At 46.8% G+C, this 19,752-nt stretch carries 20 protein-coding genes; 13 read left to right on the top strand and 7 right to left on the bottom strand.

From position 1 onward, the window contains the following. The first annotated feature begins 33 nt into the window (after window positions 1–33). The 5 genes from accA to FIU99_RS12790 all read left to right on the top strand — a co-directional run bounded on the left by accA (window position 34) and on the right by FIU99_RS12790 (window position 4,126). Window positions 34–993: an acetyl-CoA carboxylase carboxyl transferase subunit alpha gene (gene accA / locus FIU99_RS12810; RefSeq protein ID WP_006957897.1), complete on the top strand. Its 960-nt coding sequence runs from the start codon at window positions 34–36 to the stop codon at window positions 991–993. A 94-nt stretch (window positions 994–1,087) separates the two neighbouring features. Next, window positions 1,088–2,422, top strand: a complete 1,335-nt coding sequence (gene tilS / locus FIU99_RS12805; protein ID WP_006957896.1) for a tRNA lysidine(34) synthetase TilS — start codon at window positions 1,088–1,090, stop codon at window positions 2,420–2,422. A gap of 36 nt (window positions 2,423–2,458) precedes the next feature. Then, on the top strand, window positions 2,459–2,773 hold the full coding sequence (locus FIU99_RS12800) for a c-type cytochrome (protein ID WP_006957895.1): 315 nt from the start codon (window positions 2,459–2,461) through the stop codon (window positions 2,771–2,773). 103 nt (window positions 2,774–2,876) lie between these two features. Then, the gene (gene glnB / locus FIU99_RS12795; protein ID WP_006957894.1) at window positions 2,877–3,215 is read left to right on the top strand and encodes a nitrogen regulatory protein P-II; all 339 of its coding nucleotides are present in this window, start codon (window positions 2,877–2,879) and stop codon (window positions 3,213–3,215) included. A gap of 53 nt (window positions 3,216–3,268) precedes the next feature. Beyond that, complete coding sequence (locus tag FIU99_RS12790) at window positions 3,269–4,126, top strand: endonuclease/exonuclease/phosphatase family protein (protein WP_006957893.1); 858 nt, start codon at window positions 3,269–3,271, stop codon at window positions 4,124–4,126. On the opposite strand, the gene FIU99_RS12785 is transcribed toward FIU99_RS12790, so the two are convergent. The 3 genes from FIU99_RS12785 to gloB all read right to left on the bottom strand — a co-directional run bounded on the left by FIU99_RS12785 (window position 4,106) and on the right by gloB (window position 7,183). After that, a complete protein-coding gene (locus FIU99_RS12785; protein ID WP_006957892.1) occupies window positions 4,106–4,792 on the bottom strand; it encodes a YIP1 family protein in 687 nt (228 codons plus the stop codon). The two genes, FIU99_RS12790 and FIU99_RS12785, sit on opposite strands and share 21 nt — an antisense overlap. Next, on the bottom strand, window positions 4,789–6,354 hold the full coding sequence (locus FIU99_RS12780) for a LysM peptidoglycan-binding domain-containing protein (RefSeq protein WP_006957891.1): 1,566 nt from the start codon (window positions 6,352–6,354) through the stop codon (window positions 4,789–4,791). Before FIU99_RS12780 ends, FIU99_RS12785 begins: the two co-directional genes overlap by 4 nt. A 70-nt stretch (window positions 6,355–6,424) precedes the next feature. Next, on the bottom strand, window positions 6,425–7,183 hold the full coding sequence (gene gloB / locus FIU99_RS12775) for a hydroxyacylglutathione hydrolase (RefSeq protein ID WP_006957890.1): 759 nt from the start codon (window positions 7,181–7,183) through the stop codon (window positions 6,425–6,427). A gap of 39 nt (window positions 7,184–7,222) precedes the next feature. On the opposite strand from gloB, the gene FIU99_RS12770 reads away from it, so the two are divergent. Next, on the top strand, window positions 7,223–7,966 hold the full coding sequence (locus FIU99_RS12770; RefSeq protein WP_006957888.1) for a class I SAM-dependent methyltransferase: 744 nt from the start codon (window positions 7,223–7,225) through the stop codon (window positions 7,964–7,966). On the opposite strand, the gene rnhA is transcribed toward FIU99_RS12770, so the two are convergent. Then, window positions 7,959–8,423, bottom strand: a complete 465-nt coding sequence (rnhA, locus tag FIU99_RS12765; RefSeq protein ID WP_006957886.1) for a ribonuclease HI — start codon at window positions 8,421–8,423, stop codon at window positions 7,959–7,961. The two genes, FIU99_RS12770 and rnhA, sit on opposite strands and share 8 nt — an antisense overlap. 56 nt (window positions 8,424–8,479) lie before the next feature. On the opposite strand from rnhA, the gene dnaQ reads away from it, so the two are divergent. After that, entirely contained in the window at window positions 8,480–9,220 is a 741-nt protein-coding gene (dnaQ, locus tag FIU99_RS12760; RefSeq protein ID WP_006957885.1) for a DNA polymerase III subunit epsilon, read from the top strand. Window positions 9,221–9,228: 8 nt separating this feature from the next. Continuing rightward, on the top strand, window positions 9,229–10,476 hold the full coding sequence (locus tag FIU99_RS12755) for a TIGR03503 family protein (protein WP_006957883.1): 1,248 nt from the start codon (window positions 9,229–9,231) through the stop codon (window positions 10,474–10,476). A 62-nt stretch (window positions 10,477–10,538) separates the two neighbouring features. On the opposite strand, the gene fadE is transcribed toward FIU99_RS12755, so the two are convergent. Continuing rightward, window positions 10,539–12,989, bottom strand: coding sequence for an acyl-CoA dehydrogenase FadE (gene fadE / locus FIU99_RS12750; protein WP_152472299.1), 2,451 nt, complete (start codon window positions 12,987–12,989; stop codon window positions 10,539–10,541). Window positions 12,990–13,298: 309 nt separating this feature from the next. Here fadE and lpcA point away from each other — a divergent pair, with 309 nt between their 5' ends. Both lpcA and FIU99_RS12740 read left to right on the top strand, forming a co-directional pair. Continuing rightward, entirely contained in the window at window positions 13,299–13,877 is a 579-nt protein-coding gene (gene lpcA / locus FIU99_RS12745; RefSeq protein WP_006957880.1) for a D-sedoheptulose 7-phosphate isomerase, read from the top strand. Window positions 13,878–13,951: 74 nt separating this feature from the next. Further along, window positions 13,952–14,797, top strand: coding sequence for a class II glutamine amidotransferase (locus tag FIU99_RS12740; protein ID WP_006957877.1), 846 nt, complete (start codon window positions 13,952–13,954; stop codon window positions 14,795–14,797). Between the two features lie 85 nt (window positions 14,798–14,882). Here the strand turns inward: FIU99_RS12740 and FIU99_RS12735 are convergent, their stop codons facing one another. Both FIU99_RS12735 and tsaA read right to left on the bottom strand, forming a co-directional pair. Then, on the bottom strand, window positions 14,883–16,598 hold the full coding sequence (locus FIU99_RS12735; protein ID WP_006957875.1) for a proline--tRNA ligase: 1,716 nt from the start codon (window positions 16,596–16,598) through the stop codon (window positions 14,883–14,885). Between the two features lie 111 nt (window positions 16,599–16,709). Continuing rightward, entirely contained in the window at window positions 16,710–17,405 is a 696-nt protein-coding gene (tsaA, locus tag FIU99_RS12730; RefSeq protein WP_006957873.1) for a tRNA (N6-threonylcarbamoyladenosine(37)-N6)-methyltransferase TrmO, read from the bottom strand. A gap of 116 nt (window positions 17,406–17,521) precedes the next feature. On the opposite strand from tsaA, the gene FIU99_RS12725 reads away from it, so the two are divergent. The 3 genes from FIU99_RS12725 (at window position 17,522) to FIU99_RS12715 (ending at window position 19,723) form a co-directional block, all read left to right on the top strand. After that, window positions 17,522–17,782, top strand: a complete 261-nt coding sequence (locus FIU99_RS12725) for a type B 50S ribosomal protein L31 (protein WP_006957871.1) — start codon at window positions 17,522–17,524, stop codon at window positions 17,780–17,782. Then, window positions 17,783–17,908, top strand: a complete 126-nt coding sequence (gene ykgO / locus FIU99_RS12720) for a type B 50S ribosomal protein L36 (RefSeq protein WP_005380299.1) — start codon at window positions 17,783–17,785, stop codon at window positions 17,906–17,908. A 228-nt stretch (window positions 17,909–18,136) separates the two neighbouring features. Beyond that, window positions 18,137–19,723 carry an AbgT family transporter gene (locus FIU99_RS12715; protein ID WP_006957869.1) on the top strand — a complete coding sequence of 529 codons (1,587 nt, stop codon included), beginning with the start codon at window positions 18,137–18,139 and terminating at the stop codon, window positions 19,721–19,723. Window positions 19,724–19,752: the final 29 nt, after the last annotated feature.

Genomic DNA, 19,752 nt, shown 5'->3' with positions numbered 1-19,752 from the left:
GCAGTCGAATGCCGAATCAGAAAGGATCTATAGATGAGCCTGAACTTTTTAGAATTTGAAAAGCCTATCGCAGAACTTGAAGCTAAGATTGAAGCACTTCGTGGTGTTTCTCGTCACGGTGGTGACTCTGGCGTTGATCTAGACAAAGAGATCGAACAGCTAGAAAAGAAAAGCTTAGAACTGAAGAAGAAAACGTTCAGCGACCTTGGCGCGTGGGAAACAGCTCAGATGGCTCGTCACCCGCTACGCCCATACACGCTTGATTACATTGAGCACGTTTTTACTGAATTCGAAGAACTAGCCGGTGATCGTGCTTACGCTGACGACAAAGCGATTGTTGGCGGTATGGCTCGTCTTGATGGCCGCCCTGTTATGATCATTGGCCACCAGAAAGGTCGTGAGACGAAAGAGAAAGTGAAACGTAACTTTGGTATGCCAAAGCCAGAAGGTTACCGTAAAGCGCTTCGCTTGATGGAAATGGCTGAGCGTTTCAACATGCCAATCATCACTTTCATCGATACTGCAGGTGCATACCCAGGTGTTGGTGCTGAAGAACGTGGTCAGTCGGAAGCGATTGCGAAAAACCTTAAAGTAATGGCTGGTCTAAAAGTGCCTGTTATTTGTAACGTGGTAGGCGAAGGTGGCTCTGGTGGTGCACTAGCTATTGGCGTAGGCGACTACGTGAACATGCTGCAATACTCGACTTATTCTGTTATCTCACCTGAAGGTTGTGCTTCAATCCTTTGGCGCGATTCAGATAAAGCGCCACAAGCAGCGGAAGCGATGGGACTAATTGCTCCACGTTTGAAAGAGCTAGAACTGATCGATGAAATCATCGAAGAGCCTTTAGGCGGTGCGCATCGTGATCACATCCAAATGGCTTCTAATATGAAAGCGACTTTGGTCAAGCAGCTTGATGAGCTACAACATTTTGACAATGATGCTCTGCTTGAACGCCGTTACCAGCGCTTAATGAGCTACGGTTATTGTTGATCGCTCAAGATTAAAAATCAAAGGCTGAACTTAGGTTCAGCCTTTTTTGTTATGGGTGGTAAACTAGCAGCATTGAAAACTCTCTTCTTTGTGTATGAATTTATATCAGACATTTTCTTCTGTCATTGACCAACACAGGCTGCCTGACGGTAAGTTAGTGCTTGCTTTGAGTGGTGGTCTGGATTCCAGAGTCCTGCTGTCACTAATGGCGAGGTACTGCCGCGAGCATCAGCAAGAGGGGCTAGCAGTACACGTCCATCATGGTTTAAGTAGTAATGCTGACGATTGGGCTGAGCAGTGTAAGCAGTGGTGCTCAGAAGACGGTATTCCTTTTAATCTTGAGAGAGTGACGCTGGAAAAAAGCGGAAAAAGCATTGAAGAAAGCGCACGAGAGGCTCGCTATCAGGCTCTAAGTAAGTATGTTTCCAAGGAAGATTTACTGCTTACGGGTCAGCATAGTGACGATCAGTTTGAGACATTCTTGCTGGCATTGAAACGCGGCAGTGGACCCAAAGGACTATCCGCTATGGCTCAGGCTATGTCTTTTGGTGAAGCACTGCTTGTTAGGCCATTGCTAGCAGTAAGCCGATCAGATGTAAAAGCCTATGCAGTAGCTGAACAGTTGCAGTGGGTTGAAGATGAAAGTAACCAAGACACGCGATTTGATCGCAACTTCATTCGCCATCAGGTAGCGCCTGTCATCACACGACGTTGGCCGCATTTCTCTCAGGCCGTGCAGCGCAGTGCCGAGCTGTGTGCTGAGCAAGAGCAACTTCTTGATCAATTATTGACTGAGCGCTTAGTAGAGGTGCTGCATCAAGATGGCAGCTTATGGATTGAGCCTTTGCAGAATATGACGCCCTTGATGCGAGCTCGCTTACTCAGGATGTGGCTCTCTCATCATCAGGCACGCATGCCCAGCCGTGAGCAACTGAACAAGGTGTGGCAGGAAGTAGCGCTCAGTCGTCAAGATGCCAACCCTGCACTCTCCATATCGGGTGGACAAGTTCGCCGCTTTGAACAGCGCTTGTATCTGGTTGAGCAGTGGCAAGAACTGTCTGGCTGGCAGCGGGATATTACCATTGGTACAGCGTTGAACTTGCCTGACTCATTAGGCTCTTTATTACTCCAACCTAGTAATAATGGGCAGCTTTCAAAAGCTGCACTTGAAGCCGCGCCATTATCCGTTACGTTTGAGCCTCAAGGCTTGAGCGCGAAGCCTACTGATCGCAACCATAGCCGAAAATTGAAAAAATTGTTTCAGGAATATGGAGTGCCGAGTTGGTTGAGGCGCCGCGTGCCGACTTTAATGTGTGGGGAGCGGGTTGCCGCTGTAGCCGATTTATTTGTTGATCATCACTTTGCAGGCCAAGACTGTGAACTTGTCTGGGACAAGCCAGTACCAGTTGTGTCAAAATTGTATACATAAAGACATATAAATAAAATGGAATTATAAGGAAGAGCAATGAAAAAAATCGCTATTGGACTAGTAGTCGGAATGAGTCTGTTTGCTGGACAAGCTATGGCTGCAGGTGATGTCGCAGCCGGAAAAGCAAAAGCGGCGGTATGTGCCGCGTGTCACGGCGCAGATGGTGTCGCTGTTATTCCAGGTTACCCTAACCTGAAAGGCCAAAACGAACAGTACATTGTGACGTCAATTAATGCCTACAAAAACAAAGAACGTAACGGTGGATTAGCTGCTGTTATGCAGGCACAAGCTGCAGCGTTAAGTGATGCGGATGTGGCCAATTTAGCGGCGTACTACGCGAGTCTAAAGTAAGTCATTAACAATAGTATTTGGCCCGAGCATAAAAAGCTCGGGCTTTTTATTGCCTGTTTATCATGGGATAATGAGACAAATTGCTGAAGTTTAAGGGATGAACATGAAAAAAATCGAAGCCATTATTAAGCCATTTAAATTGGATGACGTTCGTGAAGCGTTGGCGGAAGTTGGTATTACGGGCATGACGGTTTCTGAAGTGAAAGGCTTTGGTCGTCAAAAAGGGCATACAGAGCTGTACCGTGGTGCAGAATACATGGTGGATTTCTTACCTAAGGTTAAGCTTGAGATTGTTGTGACGGACGATGTTGCAGAGCAATGTGTCGATACCATTGTTGAGACGGCTCAAACCGGTAAGATTGGTGACGGCAAAATCTTTATCACTGATATTGAGCGCATTGTCCGTATTCGTACTGGTGAAGAAGACGAAGACGCAATCTAATTCGATATTCTTAAAAGAGCCGCAAGGCTCTTTTTTCTTAATGGTCGTTTCAAGTGAAAAAAAAGCGTCTGCTGATCTTACCTATTGTTGTTCTTGCCGCTGTAGTTGGAGGTTTCCAGCTGACATTTTCTCTTCCTAAGCAGCCTCAACTATTGACTATTTCTCCGTCAGGGGAAGATATTTCAATGCGTTGTACGCATGCATCTAACGTGGAGCCCATTGACAACAATGGCAACATAAATCTGCTCGTTTGGAATATTTATAAGCAAAATCGTGGCAACTGGTCACAAGAACTGACCAAGTACTCTAGCGAAAAACAGCTGGTTTTACTTCAAGAAGCTAGCATGACCGCTGAACTAAAGGAGTGGATGAAACAGCAACTTTGGTTTGGTAACCAAGTGGACGCGTTTAAAGCGTTTGAACGCAGCGCTGGGGTGCTTAATTTATCTAAGTCTCTGCCTAAACTCGCTTGCGCTTACACTGAGCTGGAACCTTGGCTGCGCTTACCTAAATCTGCTATTTATGCCACGTACCCTTTATCTGATGGTCAGGTGCTGTCGGTTGTCAATATCCATGCGGTGAACTTTACCTATGGTACGGATGAGTATCAGAGGCAGCTTGGTACACTGGTTGATGAGCTGAGCAAGCATCAAGGGCCGATTATCGTCGCCGGTGATTTTAATAGTTGGAGTGCAGATAGGATGGCGGTAATGAGAAGCGCACTGGACACGCTTGGAGTGAAAGAGGTGAGCTATCGCCCTGATCACCGTACTCAATTTATAACCGGATTGCCACTCGATCATGTTTTTTATCGAGGATTAACCCTGATAAAAGCAGAGGCGCCGGAATCCGACGCCTCTGACCATAATCCTCTTGAGGTTACGTTTAGCTTAGCTGATGACGATATATAGCGCCCAGATAATGTAATACGCCACCCATGGTAGCGCTGAAATTACCAACGCTTGACCACGTTCGAATTCCGTCCAAGTTCCGACAGCAGCATAGCCTAAAGCGATATACCAAGGTAAGAGCAGCGGGAATGAACTGGCAAATTGTGACCACTCATTGGTCAACGGCAGTTTCAACAGGCCATTGAGGCTATTGAGATCCGCCGCATACACCATTACCTGACCATGCTTGAGAAGCAGGCTGACGTAACTCGCCAGATCGCCAATGATCGCTGGAAACACGACGACAGTGCTTGCGGCAAACCAGCGCCAGAAGCCATGTTGGTGCTGACTGGGTTTGGTGGCTAAATTGAACCAGAACGCCAACATCACAATAGTTAACGTTCGGCCTGCTACGTCGCTGATGATCTCACTGGCCATCAGAGTGTTCGCATCAAGCAGCTCCAATTGTGTCGGGTTGGTTTGTGCGAGCTGAGCAGACAAGCCCTGTCGCAGCCACTCAAAATCGACAATATCAAAGTAGGCGCCCCAAAAGAGAAATGGGGACAACATCAACACGATATAGGTTTGCCAGCCCCAAGCACCACGTTGGTAAAGTGCGAGGAAACAAGCGCTGGGTGAGCGAAATACGTCAACCAGCATCACGAGAGGGTTTGAAGAAGGCGTCATACACTCACCTTAGTTACATCGACATAGAGTTTTAGCTTTTGACCAGGCTGTAGATATTTCTTTTTGCTTAGCCCGTTCCACTTCACGATGTCATTAGATTTCACTTTAAATTTGTTGGCGATGCCGCTGATGGTATCGCCAGATTTCACGTTGTAGAAAACGGTACGGATGATTGCGCCGTCAGAACTGTTTTTCCAGATAACCAGCTTTTGTCCAACACGTAGCGTGTCTCTTGGTCCCATGCCATTCCATTTTGCTAGAGACTGATGGGAGACTTTATTGGCACGCGCGATGCTCCATAAGCTATCGCCTGAGCGTACAGTGTGGGTGAGCTTATACTGACCACGCGATTTGGCTTGAGTTTTTGCCAATCGGTTGGTTGCACTCAGTGTATAGGCTTGATCATCCTTGGTTGATGTCGGGATCATCAAATGCTGGCCGACACGGATGTTGTATCCGTTAAGGTTGTTTGCACTCTGAATGACTTTCGTTGTGGTGTTGTATCGGGTGGCTAATACACTCAAGCTATCACCGGACTTGACCTTGTAACGAACCACTTTCATGCCTTTGCCACGGTTTTCCGCCACTTTGGCTTTGAACGTGTTGATCTTTCCAACTGGCAGCAACAGTTGATGTGGGCCATCAGGGGCAGTTGCCCACTGGTTGTATGCGGGGTTTAGGCTTTGTAGCTGTTTGACACTGATGCCTGCGTAGTTAGCGGCTATCGCTAAATCCAGTTGTTCCTTAGGATCAACCAGTTCTACTACTGGTCGGTTGGCAATGGCAGGTATATCGATGCCGTATTTATCTTGGTTTGCGATGATATCTGCCAGTGCGAGTAGTTTTGGCACATATCCACTGGTTTCCTTAGGCAGGTCCAGAGAGAAGAAATCAGTTGGCTTACCTAAACGCTTATTCTTGCGAATGGCGCTGGAAACACGGCCACCGCCGCTGTTGTATGCCGCGATTGCGTGACTCCAGTTTCCTTCAAAACGCTTATTCAATACTTCTAAATAATCAAGAGCCGCATCTGTAGAGGCGGCAACATCACGACGCCCGTCGTACCAGAAGTTTTGCTTTAATCCGTAATATTTTCCTGTACCTGGAACAAACTGCCATAGACCAGCGGCGCTGCCGTGAGAGTATGCAAAGGCATCAAATGAGCTTTCAACGATAGGTAGAAGAGCAAGCTCTAGGGGGAGGTCACGTTGTTCAATTTTTTCCGTGATTAGGTAAAGAAACGGCTGGGCACGTTCGGAAACGGTTTTAAGGTGATTGGGGTGTTTGAGATACCAGGTACGGTAGTAATCCACCATTTTGTCATCAGGAATCGGGAAATCCAATTGCATGGCAATGCGATGCCAAACATCTTCCTGAGATTGAGGTGTTACAACAGTTTTAGATGACTCTACCGACTCTGAAGTTTTGGTGGTCGGTTCTGAAGAAGTTACCGGTGGTGGATTATTGGTCTCCGGAGAAGCAGTTTTATCGCTCTCTGTCTGCTGGGTAAGCTGACATCCTGTTAGTAGCAGTGCTAATACCCAGCTGTGTTTAACTCGCATTTCACAGCCCTTTTTTTATTTGGCTGCTGATAATACTTGTCTAAATATGGAAGTGACAAGTTGCAAAACGTTAAAATTCGTTCTTCCACTCACGTAACGCCGAAAAAATGGCGAGTGAGTCCGTTTGTTGGGTCCGGTTAGCGACGGAACGTATGACGCTTTGCTGGTCTGTACGCAGAAAAGGGTTAATCCATTTTTCCTTACGAATGGTGGTCGGCAGAGTCGGTTTGTTTTGCGCTCGCAGGCGATTCACTTCGTCACGGTATTGCTGCAGTAGTTCGTTGTCTGGCTCCACCGCAAGGGCAAAAGCGACATTGCTGGCTGTGTATTCATGCGCACAGTAAACTTCGGTTTCCTCGGGTAGGGCAACCAGTTTATTGAGCGAAGTGTGCATTTGTTCCATCGTGCCTTCAAATACGCGGCCGCATCCGGCGGAGAACAGAACATCGCCGCAGAACAGTTTTCCATCACCGACATAACCAATATGTCCGCGTGTATGCCCTTCTAAGCCTAAAACGAAAAAGATCTCGCCAAACAGCTCGATTTGCTCACCGGCCTCAACGGCGTGGGTCAGCGTTGGCACTGGCTCATTGGCAGGGCCTACCACATCGACGCCCGGAAATTGTCTGACCAACTCTGGAACGCCGCCGATGTGATCATTATGGTGGTGGGTAATTAAGATCGCCTCTAAGCTTAACTCGTGCTGTTTAAGGTATTCCAATACTGGGGCCGCGTCTCCCGGATCGACAACAGCACAACGCTGATCGCTATTTTTAATCAGCCAGATGTAATTGTCGTTAAATGCAGGTATGCTTTTGATATCTAACATAGTTGTCTCTCCGGTTACCAAGAGTGAAGCAGGTTAAGTATGAAGCCAGCACGCAGTACTAAGAAGCTCGAAAAGCCTCATTCATGGTCTCAGCTTAAGAATGGCCAATGGGTCAGTGAATCAATACAAACCCGTGTTGATGAATGGTGCCCAAAACTATTTGGCTATCATATGCTTAAGCTGGGTGGGCTGAGCTGCGAGTTAACCAGCTTTAATTGTAATATTCAACACCAAGTTAACCTCGATATCCAGAACCCTTTGCACAATGTGATTGCAGATGGTTATGACCTTCCGTTTCTTGAAAAAAGTTTCGATGCTGTTGTGATGGCGCACCAGCTGGATTATTGCAATGACCCCCATCGAATGTTGAGAGAAGTCGATCGGGTGATGATCGACGATGGGTATTTGATCATCACTGGGTTTAATCCTATCAGCCTCACTGGTTTGGCGAGTCTGATGCCGTGGCGTAAGAATAACTTGCCTTGGAGTGGGCGTATGTTTACCCCGAATCGTATCCGCGACTGGTTGAGTGTCTTGAACTATCAAGTGATTGAGTGTGACAGCTACGCACTGTTTCCAATGCAGAAATACCGCACAATGTGGACTTGGCTGGAAAACAGCTTAGGGGATTGGGCATCTCCTATGGGCAGTTTGTACTTTATTGTTGCCCGCAAACGTACTTACCCACTAAAGCCTATCAAGCCACATTGGAAGCTAAAACGAAAATTGACGCCGATTGGCGTCAATTACAAAATCTCGAGCAAGCGAAGCAGCTCTAACTAGGCTGATAGCCTGTGTCTTCGTCGGTCGGATTTTCAGCAGCAGCACGGGCGAGCTCATCGCACATCTCATTCTCTCGATGACCCGCGTGGCCTTTGACCCAGCGCCAGTCTATTTTATGACGTCCGGTTTCAGCGTCGAGCGCTTTCCATAAATCGGCGTTCTTAACTGGCTTCTTATCGGACGTTTTCCAATCCCGTTTTTTCCAGTTATGGATCCATTGAGTAATGCCTTGTCGAACGTACTGGCTGTCAGTGGTGAGTATGACGTCACAAGGTTCTTTTAATGCTTGCAGTGCGACTATAGTAGCCATCATTTCCATGCGATTGTTCGTGGTTAGGGTATAACCTTTAGCAAGGGTCTTTTCTACTTGTTTGTAGCGTAAAACAATGCCGTATCCGCCAGGACCCGGATTGCCTAAACAAGAACCATCTGTGAAAATTTCCACCTGTTTCGTCATGATTTGATACTATTGGGTTAAGCACATTATTGGCATAGTCTGACACACAATTTGTTATGAATACCAGCAACAATTCCAACCACAATCGTATCGTGGTACTCGATACCGAAACTACAGGTATGAACCGTGAAGGCGGGCCTCATTATCAAGGGCACCGTATTATCGAAATCGGTGCGGTGGAAATCATCAACCGTAAACTGACCGGACGTCATTTTCATGTTTACATCAAACCCGATCGCGAAATTCAGCCTGACGCGGTCGAAGTTCACGGTATCACTGACGAGTTTCTGGTCGACAAACCAGAGTATCAGGATGTCCATAAGGAATTTCTCGAGTTTATTAAAGGCGCTGAATTAGTCGCTCACAACGCGCCCTTCGATACCGGCTTTATGGATTACGAGTTCAATATGCTCGATCCCGGCATTGGTAAGACGGATGACTACTGTAAGGTGACCGATACCCTTGCCATGGCGAAGAAAATCTTCCCAGGTAAGCGAAACAACCTTGATGTGCTATGTGACCGCTATGGTATAGATAACTCGCACCGTACCCTCCACGGGGCATTGCTCGATGCGGAGATTCTGGCTGACGTCTATCTGTTGATGACAGGTGGCCAGACATCACTGCAATTTAATTCTGGCAACGCAGACGGCAATGTGGGAGGCGAGTCAATAAAACGTGCAGCTGGTGGTCGAAAATCACTAAAGGTTATCCGTGCAACGGCCGATGAACTAGAAGCACATCAAAATAGATTGGATCTGGTGGAGAAGAGCGGAAGCTGCCTCTGGCGTCAATAGGAGAAGGAATGTTGAGGATTTGGTTTGCCCTGCTGGGCTTGTTGGTCAGTACCTTTGGTTATGCTGAGGAATCCTCAATGTCGCTGCTCGACAACCGTTTTCGAGTAGACCCAACCATTAAACAAATTACCTTTGTTATCTATCGTGCGGAGCGCTCACGTCCGGTCGTTCTGGTACGCCCGGATGGTAAAAAGTACTACGCCTGGCGCAGCCCAGACAATGTCCGTTGGTATCAAGAATCGTCCATGGACATCATCTCGATTGACAATCCCATGCCCGGTCCTTGGCAGGCAATAGGCAAAATCACACCTAAGAATAAAATCATTCTTATCTCCCACCTTGAATTGTCGACGGATACCATGCCGACACGGCTATTTCAAAATGAAGAAATTAAATTTACCGCTCGCTTGACGGCGGATGGCAAACCTTTGGTGCTCAGAGACTTCCTTGAACGAGTCAAGCTGATGGTCACTTTTACCAAGTATGTAGAAAACGAAGAGGAACTGATCAAGGAAGCAAGACCAATTCCCTACACGATTGGTGAGTTTGCTGATGATGGCCGTGGATTGGATGAAGTGGCAGGGGATGGTGTATTTACGGTTTCTTTGAACATATCCCCAGAACCGGGCAAATATCGTGTACGCATTACATCAGGCAATGGTGTGTTCCTCCGTGCTCAGGAGCAGGAAGTGCTGATTTATCCAACACCGATTGAAACCACTTTTATTCAAAGCCGAGAAGAAGGGAAAGATCACCAAGTGGTTTTCTCTGGGGAGCAGGGGATGATTCAGCCGGGCAGTTTGGCAGCCCAGATTGAGCACAAGTCTCCAGATAATAGCGAAATCTCGGCGGCGGAAAGCGCCTCAGAAGAATCAGAAAAAGTGGTACTGACCATCCCTTATAACGGCGAAATCGGCAATTATTCTTGGATGGGGCAGGTGTTTGCGACTGAAATGGGCTCCGGCCGCCCACTGGTGTTTCCAATCAAAGAACATACTTATAGTGTGCTTGAAGAAATTGATTTTGCAGAAACGCGTCGACTGCAGGAAGAAGAACGCATGATGCAACAGAAGCTGATGGAAGAAATGCGTTTGATTCAAATGCGAGAAGAAAAACGCACTCGAACCTTCATTATGATTGGGGTCGGAAATGTTGTGATGATTATTCTTGGTTTAGCGGTTTGGTTTGTGATGCGTAAGTTAAGAGCTAAGAAAGAAATGATGCCTGAAATGCAATTAGAGATGCCGAAGAAATAAGATTCGTGGTTACCTCAAAAAAGGGTTGCCAACTTGGCAGCCCTTTTTAGTCAGTGTGAACGTTATGCCACTTCATCCATCTGAGGTGTTATCTCTAGCGGCTTGGCAGCTAAGTCCTTTGGGTCAAAATCATCCACGTTAATGGCATATAAGCGATGCTCTTCTGCTTTGCGCAGTAGTTGTGCATCCGCAGAATCGATAATGCCTTTTTCTAAGCCAATGTCTGCGATTAAGTCGAGACGTAGGAATGGACGTCGTTCGTTGATGGCTTTACAGACTTTCTTAAATACCGGTTCAGCCTCAAGAATGATGTGCAGTGCCTCTTCAATCTTACCTGCGGCATTGAACTCGCTCGCCTGGAAGTATTGGTTGCGACCCAATCGATCACGTGTCGCTGACGGTGTTTGAAGAATCTGAGCAACTTGGCTATCAATCTTATCGCTTGGCGCTTTACGCACTCGACCAAATGGCAAGATCATCACGCGTAGCACTTTGCCCAGCCATTTGTTCGGAAAGTTAGCTAGGAATTCATCAATCGCTTCTTCTGTCTGCTTCAGGCTATCTTGTAGTCCCCAGTGAACCAGTGGAAGATCGTCGGCGATACGGCCATCGCTCTCATAACGTTTGAGTGTTGCTGAGCTGAGGTAAAGCTGGCTGAGAATATCACCCAGACGTGCTGATAAACGCTCTTTACGTTTCAGCGAACCACCTAACACGGCCATTGAAATATCTGACAGGAATGCAATGTTCGCACTGTAGCGGTTAAGCTGCTGGTAGTAGCGAGTAGTAGTGTCTTTGACTGGTGCGGATGAGAAACGGCCATCAGTGAGACCTAGCCAGAAGCTGCGTACCAGATTGCTCATTGTGAAGCTGATGTGGCCTGCAAGTGCAGCATCAAACTTATCTAGTGCATCAGAAGCGTCTGAATAAGCCGCATTCATCTCTTCAAGAACGTAAGGATGGCAACGGATAGCACCTTGACCATAGATGATCATTGAGCGGGTTAAGATGTTTGCCCCTTCAACGGTTACAGCAATAGGTGCGCCTTGGTAGCCACGTGCTAGGAAGTTCGAAGGCCCCATACAGATACCTTTACCGCCCACAATGTCCATGGCATCGATGATGCTCTGCTGACCTCGGTGGGTACAGTGGTATTTTACAATCGCGGAGATAACGGAAGGTTTTTCGCCCAAATCAATACCTGCGACAGTTAGGTTACTGGCTGCATCCATCACGTAGGCGTTGCCACCCAGACGCGCTAATGGCTCTTCCACACCTTCCATCTGACCGATTGGCTGTTTGAACTGGCGGCGAATACGAGCATAAGCCCCTGTAGCAAGCGCTGCCGTTTTAATACCACCTGTAGAGTTTGAAGGCAGTGTGATACCACGGCCAACTGACAGACATTCAACCAGCATACGCCAGCCTTGGCCAGCCATCTTAGGGCCACCGATGATGAAGTCGAGTGGAACAAACAAGTCCTCACCACGAGTTGGTCCGTTTTGGAAAGGAACGTTCAGTGGAAAATGGCGGTTACCAATCTCAACACCTTTAAGGTGGGTAGGGATCAGAGCACAGGTGATGCCCAGTTCTTCCTGTTCACCAAGTAAGCCTTCAGGGTCACGCAGTTTAAAGGCAAGGCCCAGAACCGTAGCTACAGGCGCTAAGGTAATGTAGCGCTTGTTCCAGGTTAAGCGCATACCTAGGACTTCTTTGCCTTCCCACTTGCCTTTACACACCACGCCGAAGTCAGGAATGGAACCCGCATCAGAACCAGCTTCAGGGCTGGTTAGGGCGAAACAAGGGATTTCTTTACCTTCTGCAAGGCGAGGTAGGTAGTAATCTTTTTGATCTGTCGTACCGTAATGTTGAAGTAATTCACCTGGGCCTAAAGAGTTAGGTACACCAACGGTAGAAGAAAGAACGCCAGACACGCCGGTCAATTTCTGTAGTACTAAGGACTGGGCATAAGCAGAAAACTCTAAACCACCGTATTTCTTTTTGATGATCATGGCGAAGAATTTGTTGTCTTTGAGGTACTGCCAGACTTCAGGGGGTAAATCTGCCAGTTCGTGCGTCACTTGGTAATCATTCACCATTGCGCAAACCTCGTTTACTGGACCGTCAAGAAACGCTTGTTCCTCGGCAGTGAGTTGAGGGTTTTGAATTGCATGCAGTTTGTTCCAGTCTGGCTTGCCTTTGAACAGCTCGGCTTCCCACCAAACGGTACCAGCATCGAGAGCTTCTTTTTCCGTTTGCGACATCGCTGGTAAGACTTTTTTAAATAAAGTCAGCGCTTTTTGACTGATCAGAGATTGGCGAACGGAAGGAATCGCGATTACCGCAGTAGCTGCGATGAAAAGAATCCAGCTGAGTGAGCCTGCGGTGCCAAGTATAGAAAGCACTGCCAGAGTGGCGGTAAGAGCAGCAATCGACTTCACCAGCGAAGTGCGATGGTAGAGACAGATCGCCAGAACTGCAGCAAATCCAAGTATAGAGAGCAAGATGTCCATAGTTAATGTTCCTTGTTCGGCGCTTGATATTCAGGTTACGCCGTTATCTAGTAAGAGGTCATACCAGTTAAAGTGTAATCAAAATATTAAAGAAATGTAAAACCCAAATGTGTTCAAAAAGTGATCTTGGTAGAGTGAAAGTTCTAAAAATGAAGAGGCAAGCGCTTTTTGATAGTGCAGAAACGGAATAAAGACGCAATTGTTTGCGGGCAGCTATCGACAGTGAGAATTGTTTGAGTAAACTCTGACTATAACCTTGGCGACGATAAGCGTCGGCCTTTTTAATACAAAATAATTAGAGAAAAACCTATGTACCAGGATCTGATTAAAAACGAACTTACCGAAGCTGCTGACGTACTGAATAAATTCCTTAGCGATGAAAGTAACATTGCGCAAATCGAAGCGGCGGCGAAGATGCTCGCTGACTCATTTAAGCAGGGTGGCAAGGTGCTTTCTTGTGGTAACGGCGGCTCACACTGTGACGCTATGCACTTCGCTGAAGAGCTGACAGGTCGTTACCGTGAAAATCGCCCGGGTTTACCAGGTATCGCTATCTCAGATCCAAGCCACCTATCTTGTGTAAGTAACGACTTTGGTTACGAGTATGTGTTCTCTCGTTACGTAGAAGCAGTTGGTGCGAAAGGCGATGTTTTGTTTGGTCTGTCGACATCGGGCAACTCTGGTAACATTCTTAAAGCGATTGAAGCCGCTCAGGCCAAAGGCATGAAGACGATTGCTCTGACTGGCAAAGATGGCGGTAAGATGGCGGGCTTGGCGGATATCGAAATTCGTGTTCCTCATTTTGGTTACGCTGACCGTATTCAAGAGATCCACATTAAGATCATCCACATTGTGATTCAGTTGATCGAAAAGGAAATGGAAAAGTAATTTTCAAACTGGTTTAGCAAGTGCCAGTGTTGTTTAAGCTGGCACTTAGGTAGTGCAAGGGAGTTTTATAAACCATGTGTGAATTGCTCGGAATGAGCGCCAATGTACCGACAGACATTTGTTTCAGTTTTACTGGCTTGATGCAGCGTGGTGGCAATACCGGCCCTCATCGCGATGGCTGGGGGATCACTTTCTATGAAGGTAAAGGTTTTCGGACGTTTAAAGATCCGAACCCAAGCTGCAAGTCTAAAATTGCTGAATTGGTTCAGAATTATCCGATCAAAAGCTGCGCAATAGTCAGCCATATTCGTCAGGCGAATCGTGGAGGTGTCAATCTAGAGAACACGCATCCATTTACCCGAGAATTGTGGGGACGCTATTGGACTTTTGCTCACAATGGTCAGCTGTCTGGTTATCAGGATCTGCATACGGGGCGTCATCGACCTGTGGGTCAGACAGACAGTGAATTAGCTTTCTGTTGGTTGCTTAAGCAGATGGAAGACCGATTTCCAGAGCCGCCTCAGGATATGATTGGTGTGTTCCGCTTTGTGGCGAAATGTTGTGAAACCCTGAAAAGTAAAGGGGTGTTCAACATGCTGTTGTCAGATGGTGAATATGTCATGACGTATTGTACCAACCATCTCTACTGGATTACTCGTCGTGCTCCATTTGGTAAAGCTTCTTTAATTGATGAAGACGTCGAGATTAATTTTCAGGAAGAAACGACACCCAATGACGTGGTTTCAGTTATCGCGACGCAGCCGCTAACTGATAATGAAGAGTGGCATCGAATGAAGCCTGGGGAATTTGGCATTTTACATTTTGGTGAAATTATCGATGGCAATGCCGATGAGCTCATTGACGTGCCATTTGCTCCGAAAAAGGTCGAAAGTCAGGCGCCAACTGAGCCGTTGGAGTGAGACAACAGATTGGGCTTGATGGAAACTCCAAGTAAAAAAGGCTGATGCAATGCATCAGCCTTTCTGTTTTTAAGCGTTAATCAACTTAAGCCAGTTGAGCTTTAATGTGTTCAACGATGTCAGCCATCGCAACAGGTGTCTTGTCACCAGTGCGGCGGTTCTTGTACTCAAAGTTTCCTTCTTTCATCGAACGATCGCCGATCACGATAGTGTGAGGGATACCGATAAGTTCCATATCAGAGAACATAACACCCGGGCGCTCTTTACGGTCATCGAATAGTACTTCGATGCCCATCGCCGTCAGTTCAGCATACAGCTTCTCAGCCGCTTCTTTTACTTCTTCTGACTTGTGCATGTTCATAGGAACGATAGCCACTTGGAAAGGTGCTAGTGCGTCTGGCCATATGATGCCGTACTTGTCATGATTTTGCTCAATCGCAGAAGCAACAACACGGGAAACACCAATGCCGTAACAACCCATCTCTAGAATAACGTTCTTACCGTCTGGACCAAGAACTCCACAGTTCATGGCTTGTGAGTAAACGTTACCTAGCTGGAAGATGTGACCCACTTCGATACCACGTTTTAGTGCGATAGTACCTTTACCACAAGGGCTTGGATCGCCTTCAACTACGTTACGCAAATCTTCAACTTGGCTTAGCTCAACATCACGACCCCAGTTGATACCGAAGTAGTGTTTGCCGTCAATGTTAGCGCCCGCGCCAAAGTCACTCATGACTGCTACAGAGCGATCAACGATGAATGGCAGTTCAAGACCCACAGGGCCTAGTGAGCCAGGGCCAGCACCGATTAGACCACGGATCTCTTCTTCTGTTGCCATCTCTAGAGGAGCTGCAACTTGAGGAAGGTTTTCCGCTTTCACTTCGTTCAGTTCGTGGTCGCCACGGATGATAAGCGCAATTAGGTCAGCTTCAACTTCATCAGACGCCTTAACAAATAGAGTCTTAACGGTTTTCTCAATTGCTAGACCGTGTTGCTCGACTAACTCTGCGATGGTTTTCGCGTTTGGTGTATCAACAAGTTCCATCTCTTGAGTTGGAGCAGCAGCTTCGTCAGCCAGAGCTAGCGCTTCAGCTTTTTCGATGTTCGCTGCGTAATCCGATTCAGTAGAGAATGCGATCAGATCTTCACCGCTTTCTGCTAGTACGTGGAACTCTTGAGAACCGCTGCCGCCGATTGCGCCAGAGTCAGCCAGTACCGGACGGTACTCAAGACCCATGCGGTCAAACGCTTTACAGTAAGCATCGTGCATTGCATCGTAAGACTTCTGCAGACCTTCTTTATCGATATCAAAGCTGTACGCATCCATCATGCAGAATTCACGTGCACGCATTACGCCGAAACGTGGGCGGCGCTCATCACGGAACTTAGTTTGAATTTGGTACAGGTTTAGCGGTAACTGCTTGTAAGAGCTTACTTCATTGCGCACAAGGCTAGTGATGACTTCTTCAGCGGTAGGGCTAAGAACAAACGGACGAGTATGACGGTCAGTAAAGCGAAGTAGCTCAGGACCCATCTTTTCGCTGCGGCCTGTCTCTTCCCATAGTTCAAACGGCTGAACAACGGGCATCAAAGTTTCGACTGCACCTGCATTGTCGATTTCCTGACGAACGATGTTTTCGACTTTACGCAGTACACGTAGACCGGTAGGTAGCCAGGTGTATAGACCTGAAGCCAGCTTACGGATCATACCTGCACGTAGCATGAGCTGGTGGCTCACTACTTCTGCGTCGTTTGGAGTCTCCTTCAGAGTAGAAAGAAGATAATTACTGGTACGCATTAAATTTATCCGTTTATTTAAGTTAGATACTCTAGCCAGAACGAGCTCGAGTAAAGAGATCCCATCAAGGGAAAATAGTTAGCCGCCTATAATATCAGCCAATTGGCTTTGTCAAAAGCGTTCAATGGTCGTAACCGTCACTAAGTTGCCTTCAACACGAAATTTCACGTTCAGATCGAATAGATTTACCGCGTATTCCTTATTGTCGGGCTTATTCTTCTTATAAGCGGGACGAGGATCTTGAGCCAGCACTTGTTCAATAACCAAAGTGACGTGTTGGCTGTCAGGAAGGAGGCTGAGTGTCGCTAACGCGCTATCGGTGAATACGACTTCTGAGGTGGACGGCGCTTCGTCGGCATAGCCGTTACTGCTATCAGTAATAGCATCTGAGTATTCGATGTAAGGTTTGACGTCGATAACAGGGGTACCATCAACTAAGTCAACACTTCCAAGCTCGATATAAAATTGGTCACCACACTGTGACATGCCTTTGAGTTCCACCGCAGACATGCCAATCCCGTTTGGTCTGAATGTCGAGCGTGATGCGAACACACCAATGCGTTCGTTTCCGCCTAATCTTGGTGGGCGTACTGTCGGCTTCCATCCGGCCTGCAAATTCTGATCGAACATAAACAGCAGCCATAGGTGGCTAAACTGCTCGATGCCTCTGATCGCTTCTGCACAATTTGCATCGCCCACTAAACGAAGTCTCGCTTTTGCCTCAGGCACCAGTCTAGGCTGCCTTGGTACGGCAAACTTCTCTTTATAAGGACTTTCAATAAAACCAATCGGCTCTACAGAATACATTTGTTTTCTCTCAAATACAGTGATTCGCAAAAAGTATCACAAAAAGGGTAGTAAAACCTTTTGATAATGATTATCATTTATTATGTTATAACATAACAGTTTATAGTGAGGTAACTATGCAACCTAATATTCACCCTGAATACAGAACCGTCGTTTTTCATGACACAAGTATTGATGAGTACTTCTTGATTGGCTCAACGCTGCAAACACAACGCACGATCGAGTGGAAAGATGGCAAGACGTATCCGTACTTTACGATTGAAGTTTCATCAAAATCCCATCCTTTCTATACCGGCAAACAGCGTGTTATTCATCAGGAAGGTCGAGTAGCTAACTTCAAGCGTCGATTTGGCCAATTCTCGAAAGGAGATAAGTAAATGAAAGTCGTGAAGTCTCTGAAAAGTGCCAAGAGCCGCCACCCTGATTGTCAGATTGTAAAAAGAAGAGGACGGTTATACGTAATATGTAAAACTAATCCCAGATTCAAAGCTGTCCAAAAATAGTGAATACATTATAAATTTCGATGATTCTATGTAATTTATAATTCTAATGATTGTTATATATGTGGATGAAACTGCTGGTTTTTTGTTTTTTTAGCGTTAAATATAATGATCTGGATAACACTTTATTACATTTCCGATTTCTAATTGACCTCTTTGTCGAGTAACCTGCGCGAGTTTTGTGGCAGCTCGTCACAATGACGCGCAGGAATAACTACAAGGAGGGAACAGATGAGTTCATCTGCTTCGATTAAACAAAACTCGCCTAAGAGGCCGATATTTACGCGCTTCTTAGATACAGTCGAATATTTGGGGAACCTGTTACCCCACCCGATCACACTTTTCGCCATCTTCTGTGTTGCTATATTAGTAGCTTCCGGTATTGCTGGTTACTTTGAAGTGGCGGTGGCAGACCCTCGTCCGGAAGGCGCACCTGGTCGTGCGGCTGACGGTATGATTCAGGTTGTTAGCTTATTAAATGCTGACGGTCTTGAGTTAATTGTTACCAATCTGGTTAAAAACTTTGTCGGCTTCGCGCCATTGGGCACTGTATTAGTTGCACTACTAGGTGTCGCGGTTGCTGAATATTCAGGTCTACTGTCTGCTGCAATGCGTGGTTTGGTGATGGGTGCTTCGAAAAGCATGGTCACTGTCACGGTAGTATTTGCTGGTATCATTTCTAATACGGCATCTGAGCTAGGCTATGTGGTACTTATCCCACTAGCGGCTATGCTGTTCCACTCTTTAGGTCGTCACCCTCTTGCGGGTCTGGCAGCTGCATTTGCAGGTGTATCGGGCGGCTATTCAGCAAACTTACTAATCGGTACCGTTGATCCACTGCTTTCTGGTATTACAGAAACTGCAGCACAAATGATCGACCCGACTTACACTGTTGGCCCAGAAGTTAACTGGTACTTCATGTTTGTTTCTACTTTCTTCATCGCTGGTATGGGTGCCTTCGTAACGGAGAAAATCGTTGAGCCTAAATTAGGTAAATACAACGAAGAAGAAGCGTCAGAAGATTTGTCCAACGATTCAATGGGCAAGCTGACAGACGTTGAGAAGAAAGGTCTGAAAATGGCTGGCCTAGCGGTACTTGCGGTTTCTGCTCTACTTGCTTGGACAATCGTTCCAGCAGATGGAATTCTTCGTTCAGACGCAGGCACGGTTGCGGGGTCTCCATTCCTGAAAAGTATCGTTGCTTTCATCTTTGTCTTCTTTGCTATCCCTGGCCTTGTTTACGGTAAGGTAGTTGGCACAATGAAGAACGATCGCGACGTGATTGATGCGATGTCTAAGTCAATGTCTTCAATGGGTATGTACATTGTACTGGTGTTCTTCGCGGCTCAATTTGTTGCGTTCTTCAAGTGGACTAACTTTGGTCAGGTGTTCGCGGTAGCAGGTGCAGACTTCCTACAGAGCATTGGTTTGACAGGCCCTATGTTGTTCTTCGCCTTCATTCTGATGTGTGGCTTCATCAACCTGATGATCGGCTCAGCTTCTGCACAATGGGCTGTGACTGCACCAATCTTCGTACCTATGCTGATGCTAGTCGGTTACGCGCCTGAAACGATTCAAGCGGCATACCGTATCGGTGACTCTACGACCAACATCATTACACCAATGATGAGCTACTTTGGTCTGATTCTGGCTGTTGCATCGCGCTACATGAAGAACCTAGGTATCGGTACGCTGATTGCGACCATGTTGCCTTACTCAATCTGCTTTATTGTGGGTTGGAGTCTACTGTTCTATCTATGGGTATTCGTATTTGGCTTGCCAGTTGGTCCTGGCGCAGCAACTTACTACACACCATAACGTATTATCGAACGACAAAACCGGAGCCA

The organism is Vibrio sp. THAF64, assembly GCF_009363455.1.
Taxonomy (GTDB): Bacteria; Pseudomonadota; Gammaproteobacteria; order Enterobacterales; family Vibrionaceae; genus Vibrio; species Vibrio coralliilyticus.
This window is presented reverse-complemented; position numbering and strand designations above follow the sequence as displayed.

What these genes read in the sequence shown, in the direction of transcription:
- FIU99_RS12740 (WP_006957877.1), top strand. Translation starts at nt 13,952, where the DNA reads ATGTGTGAATTGCTCGGAATGAGCGCCAATGTACCGACAGACATTTGT.
- fadE (WP_152472299.1), bottom strand. Translation starts at nt 12,989, where the DNA reads ATGGACATCTTGCTCTCTATACTTGGATTTGCTGCAGTTCTGGCGATC.
- FIU99_RS12725 (WP_006957871.1), top strand. Translation starts at nt 17,522, where the DNA reads ATGCAACCTAATATTCACCCTGAATACAGAACCGTCGTTTTTCATGAC.
- FIU99_RS12715 (WP_006957869.1), top strand. Translation starts at nt 18,137, where the DNA reads ATGAGTTCATCTGCTTCGATTAAACAAAACTCGCCTAAGAGGCCGATA.
- rnhA (WP_006957886.1), bottom strand. Translation starts at nt 8,423, where the DNA reads ATGACGAAACAGGTGGAAATTTTCACAGATGGTTCTTGTTTAGGCAAT.
- tilS (WP_006957896.1), top strand. Translation starts at nt 1,088, where the DNA reads ATGAATTTATATCAGACATTTTCTTCTGTCATTGACCAACACAGGCTG.
- ykgO (WP_005380299.1), top strand. Translation starts at nt 17,783, where the DNA reads ATGAAAGTCGTGAAGTCTCTGAAAAGTGCCAAGAGCCGCCACCCTGAT.
- gloB (WP_006957890.1), bottom strand. Translation starts at nt 7,183, where the DNA reads ATGTTAGATATCAAAAGCATACCTGCATTTAACGACAATTACATCTGG.
- glnB (WP_006957894.1), top strand. Translation starts at nt 2,877, where the DNA reads ATGAAAAAAATCGAAGCCATTATTAAGCCATTTAAATTGGATGACGTT.
- FIU99_RS12755 (WP_006957883.1), top strand. Translation starts at nt 9,229, where the DNA reads ATGTTGAGGATTTGGTTTGCCCTGCTGGGCTTGTTGGTCAGTACCTTT.
- FIU99_RS12780 (WP_006957891.1), bottom strand. Translation starts at nt 6,354, where the DNA reads ATGCGAGTTAAACACAGCTGGGTATTAGCACTGCTACTAACAGGATGT.
- accA (WP_006957897.1), top strand. Translation starts at nt 34, where the DNA reads ATGAGCCTGAACTTTTTAGAATTTGAAAAGCCTATCGCAGAACTTGAA.
- tsaA (WP_006957873.1), bottom strand. Translation starts at nt 17,405, where the DNA reads ATGTATTCTGTAGAGCCGATTGGTTTTATTGAAAGTCCTTATAAAGAG.
- FIU99_RS12770 (WP_006957888.1), top strand. Translation starts at nt 7,223, where the DNA reads ATGAAGCCAGCACGCAGTACTAAGAAGCTCGAAAAGCCTCATTCATGG.
- dnaQ (WP_006957885.1), top strand. Translation starts at nt 8,480, where the DNA reads ATGAATACCAGCAACAATTCCAACCACAATCGTATCGTGGTACTCGAT.
- FIU99_RS12785 (WP_006957892.1), bottom strand. Translation starts at nt 4,792, where the DNA reads ATGACGCCTTCTTCAAACCCTCTCGTGATGCTGGTTGACGTATTTCGC.
- FIU99_RS12800 (WP_006957895.1), top strand. Translation starts at nt 2,459, where the DNA reads ATGAAAAAAATCGCTATTGGACTAGTAGTCGGAATGAGTCTGTTTGCT.
- FIU99_RS12735 (WP_006957875.1), bottom strand. Translation starts at nt 16,598, where the DNA reads ATGCGTACCAGTAATTATCTTCTTTCTACTCTGAAGGAGACTCCAAAC.
- lpcA (WP_006957880.1), top strand. Translation starts at nt 13,299, where the DNA reads ATGTACCAGGATCTGATTAAAAACGAACTTACCGAAGCTGCTGACGTA.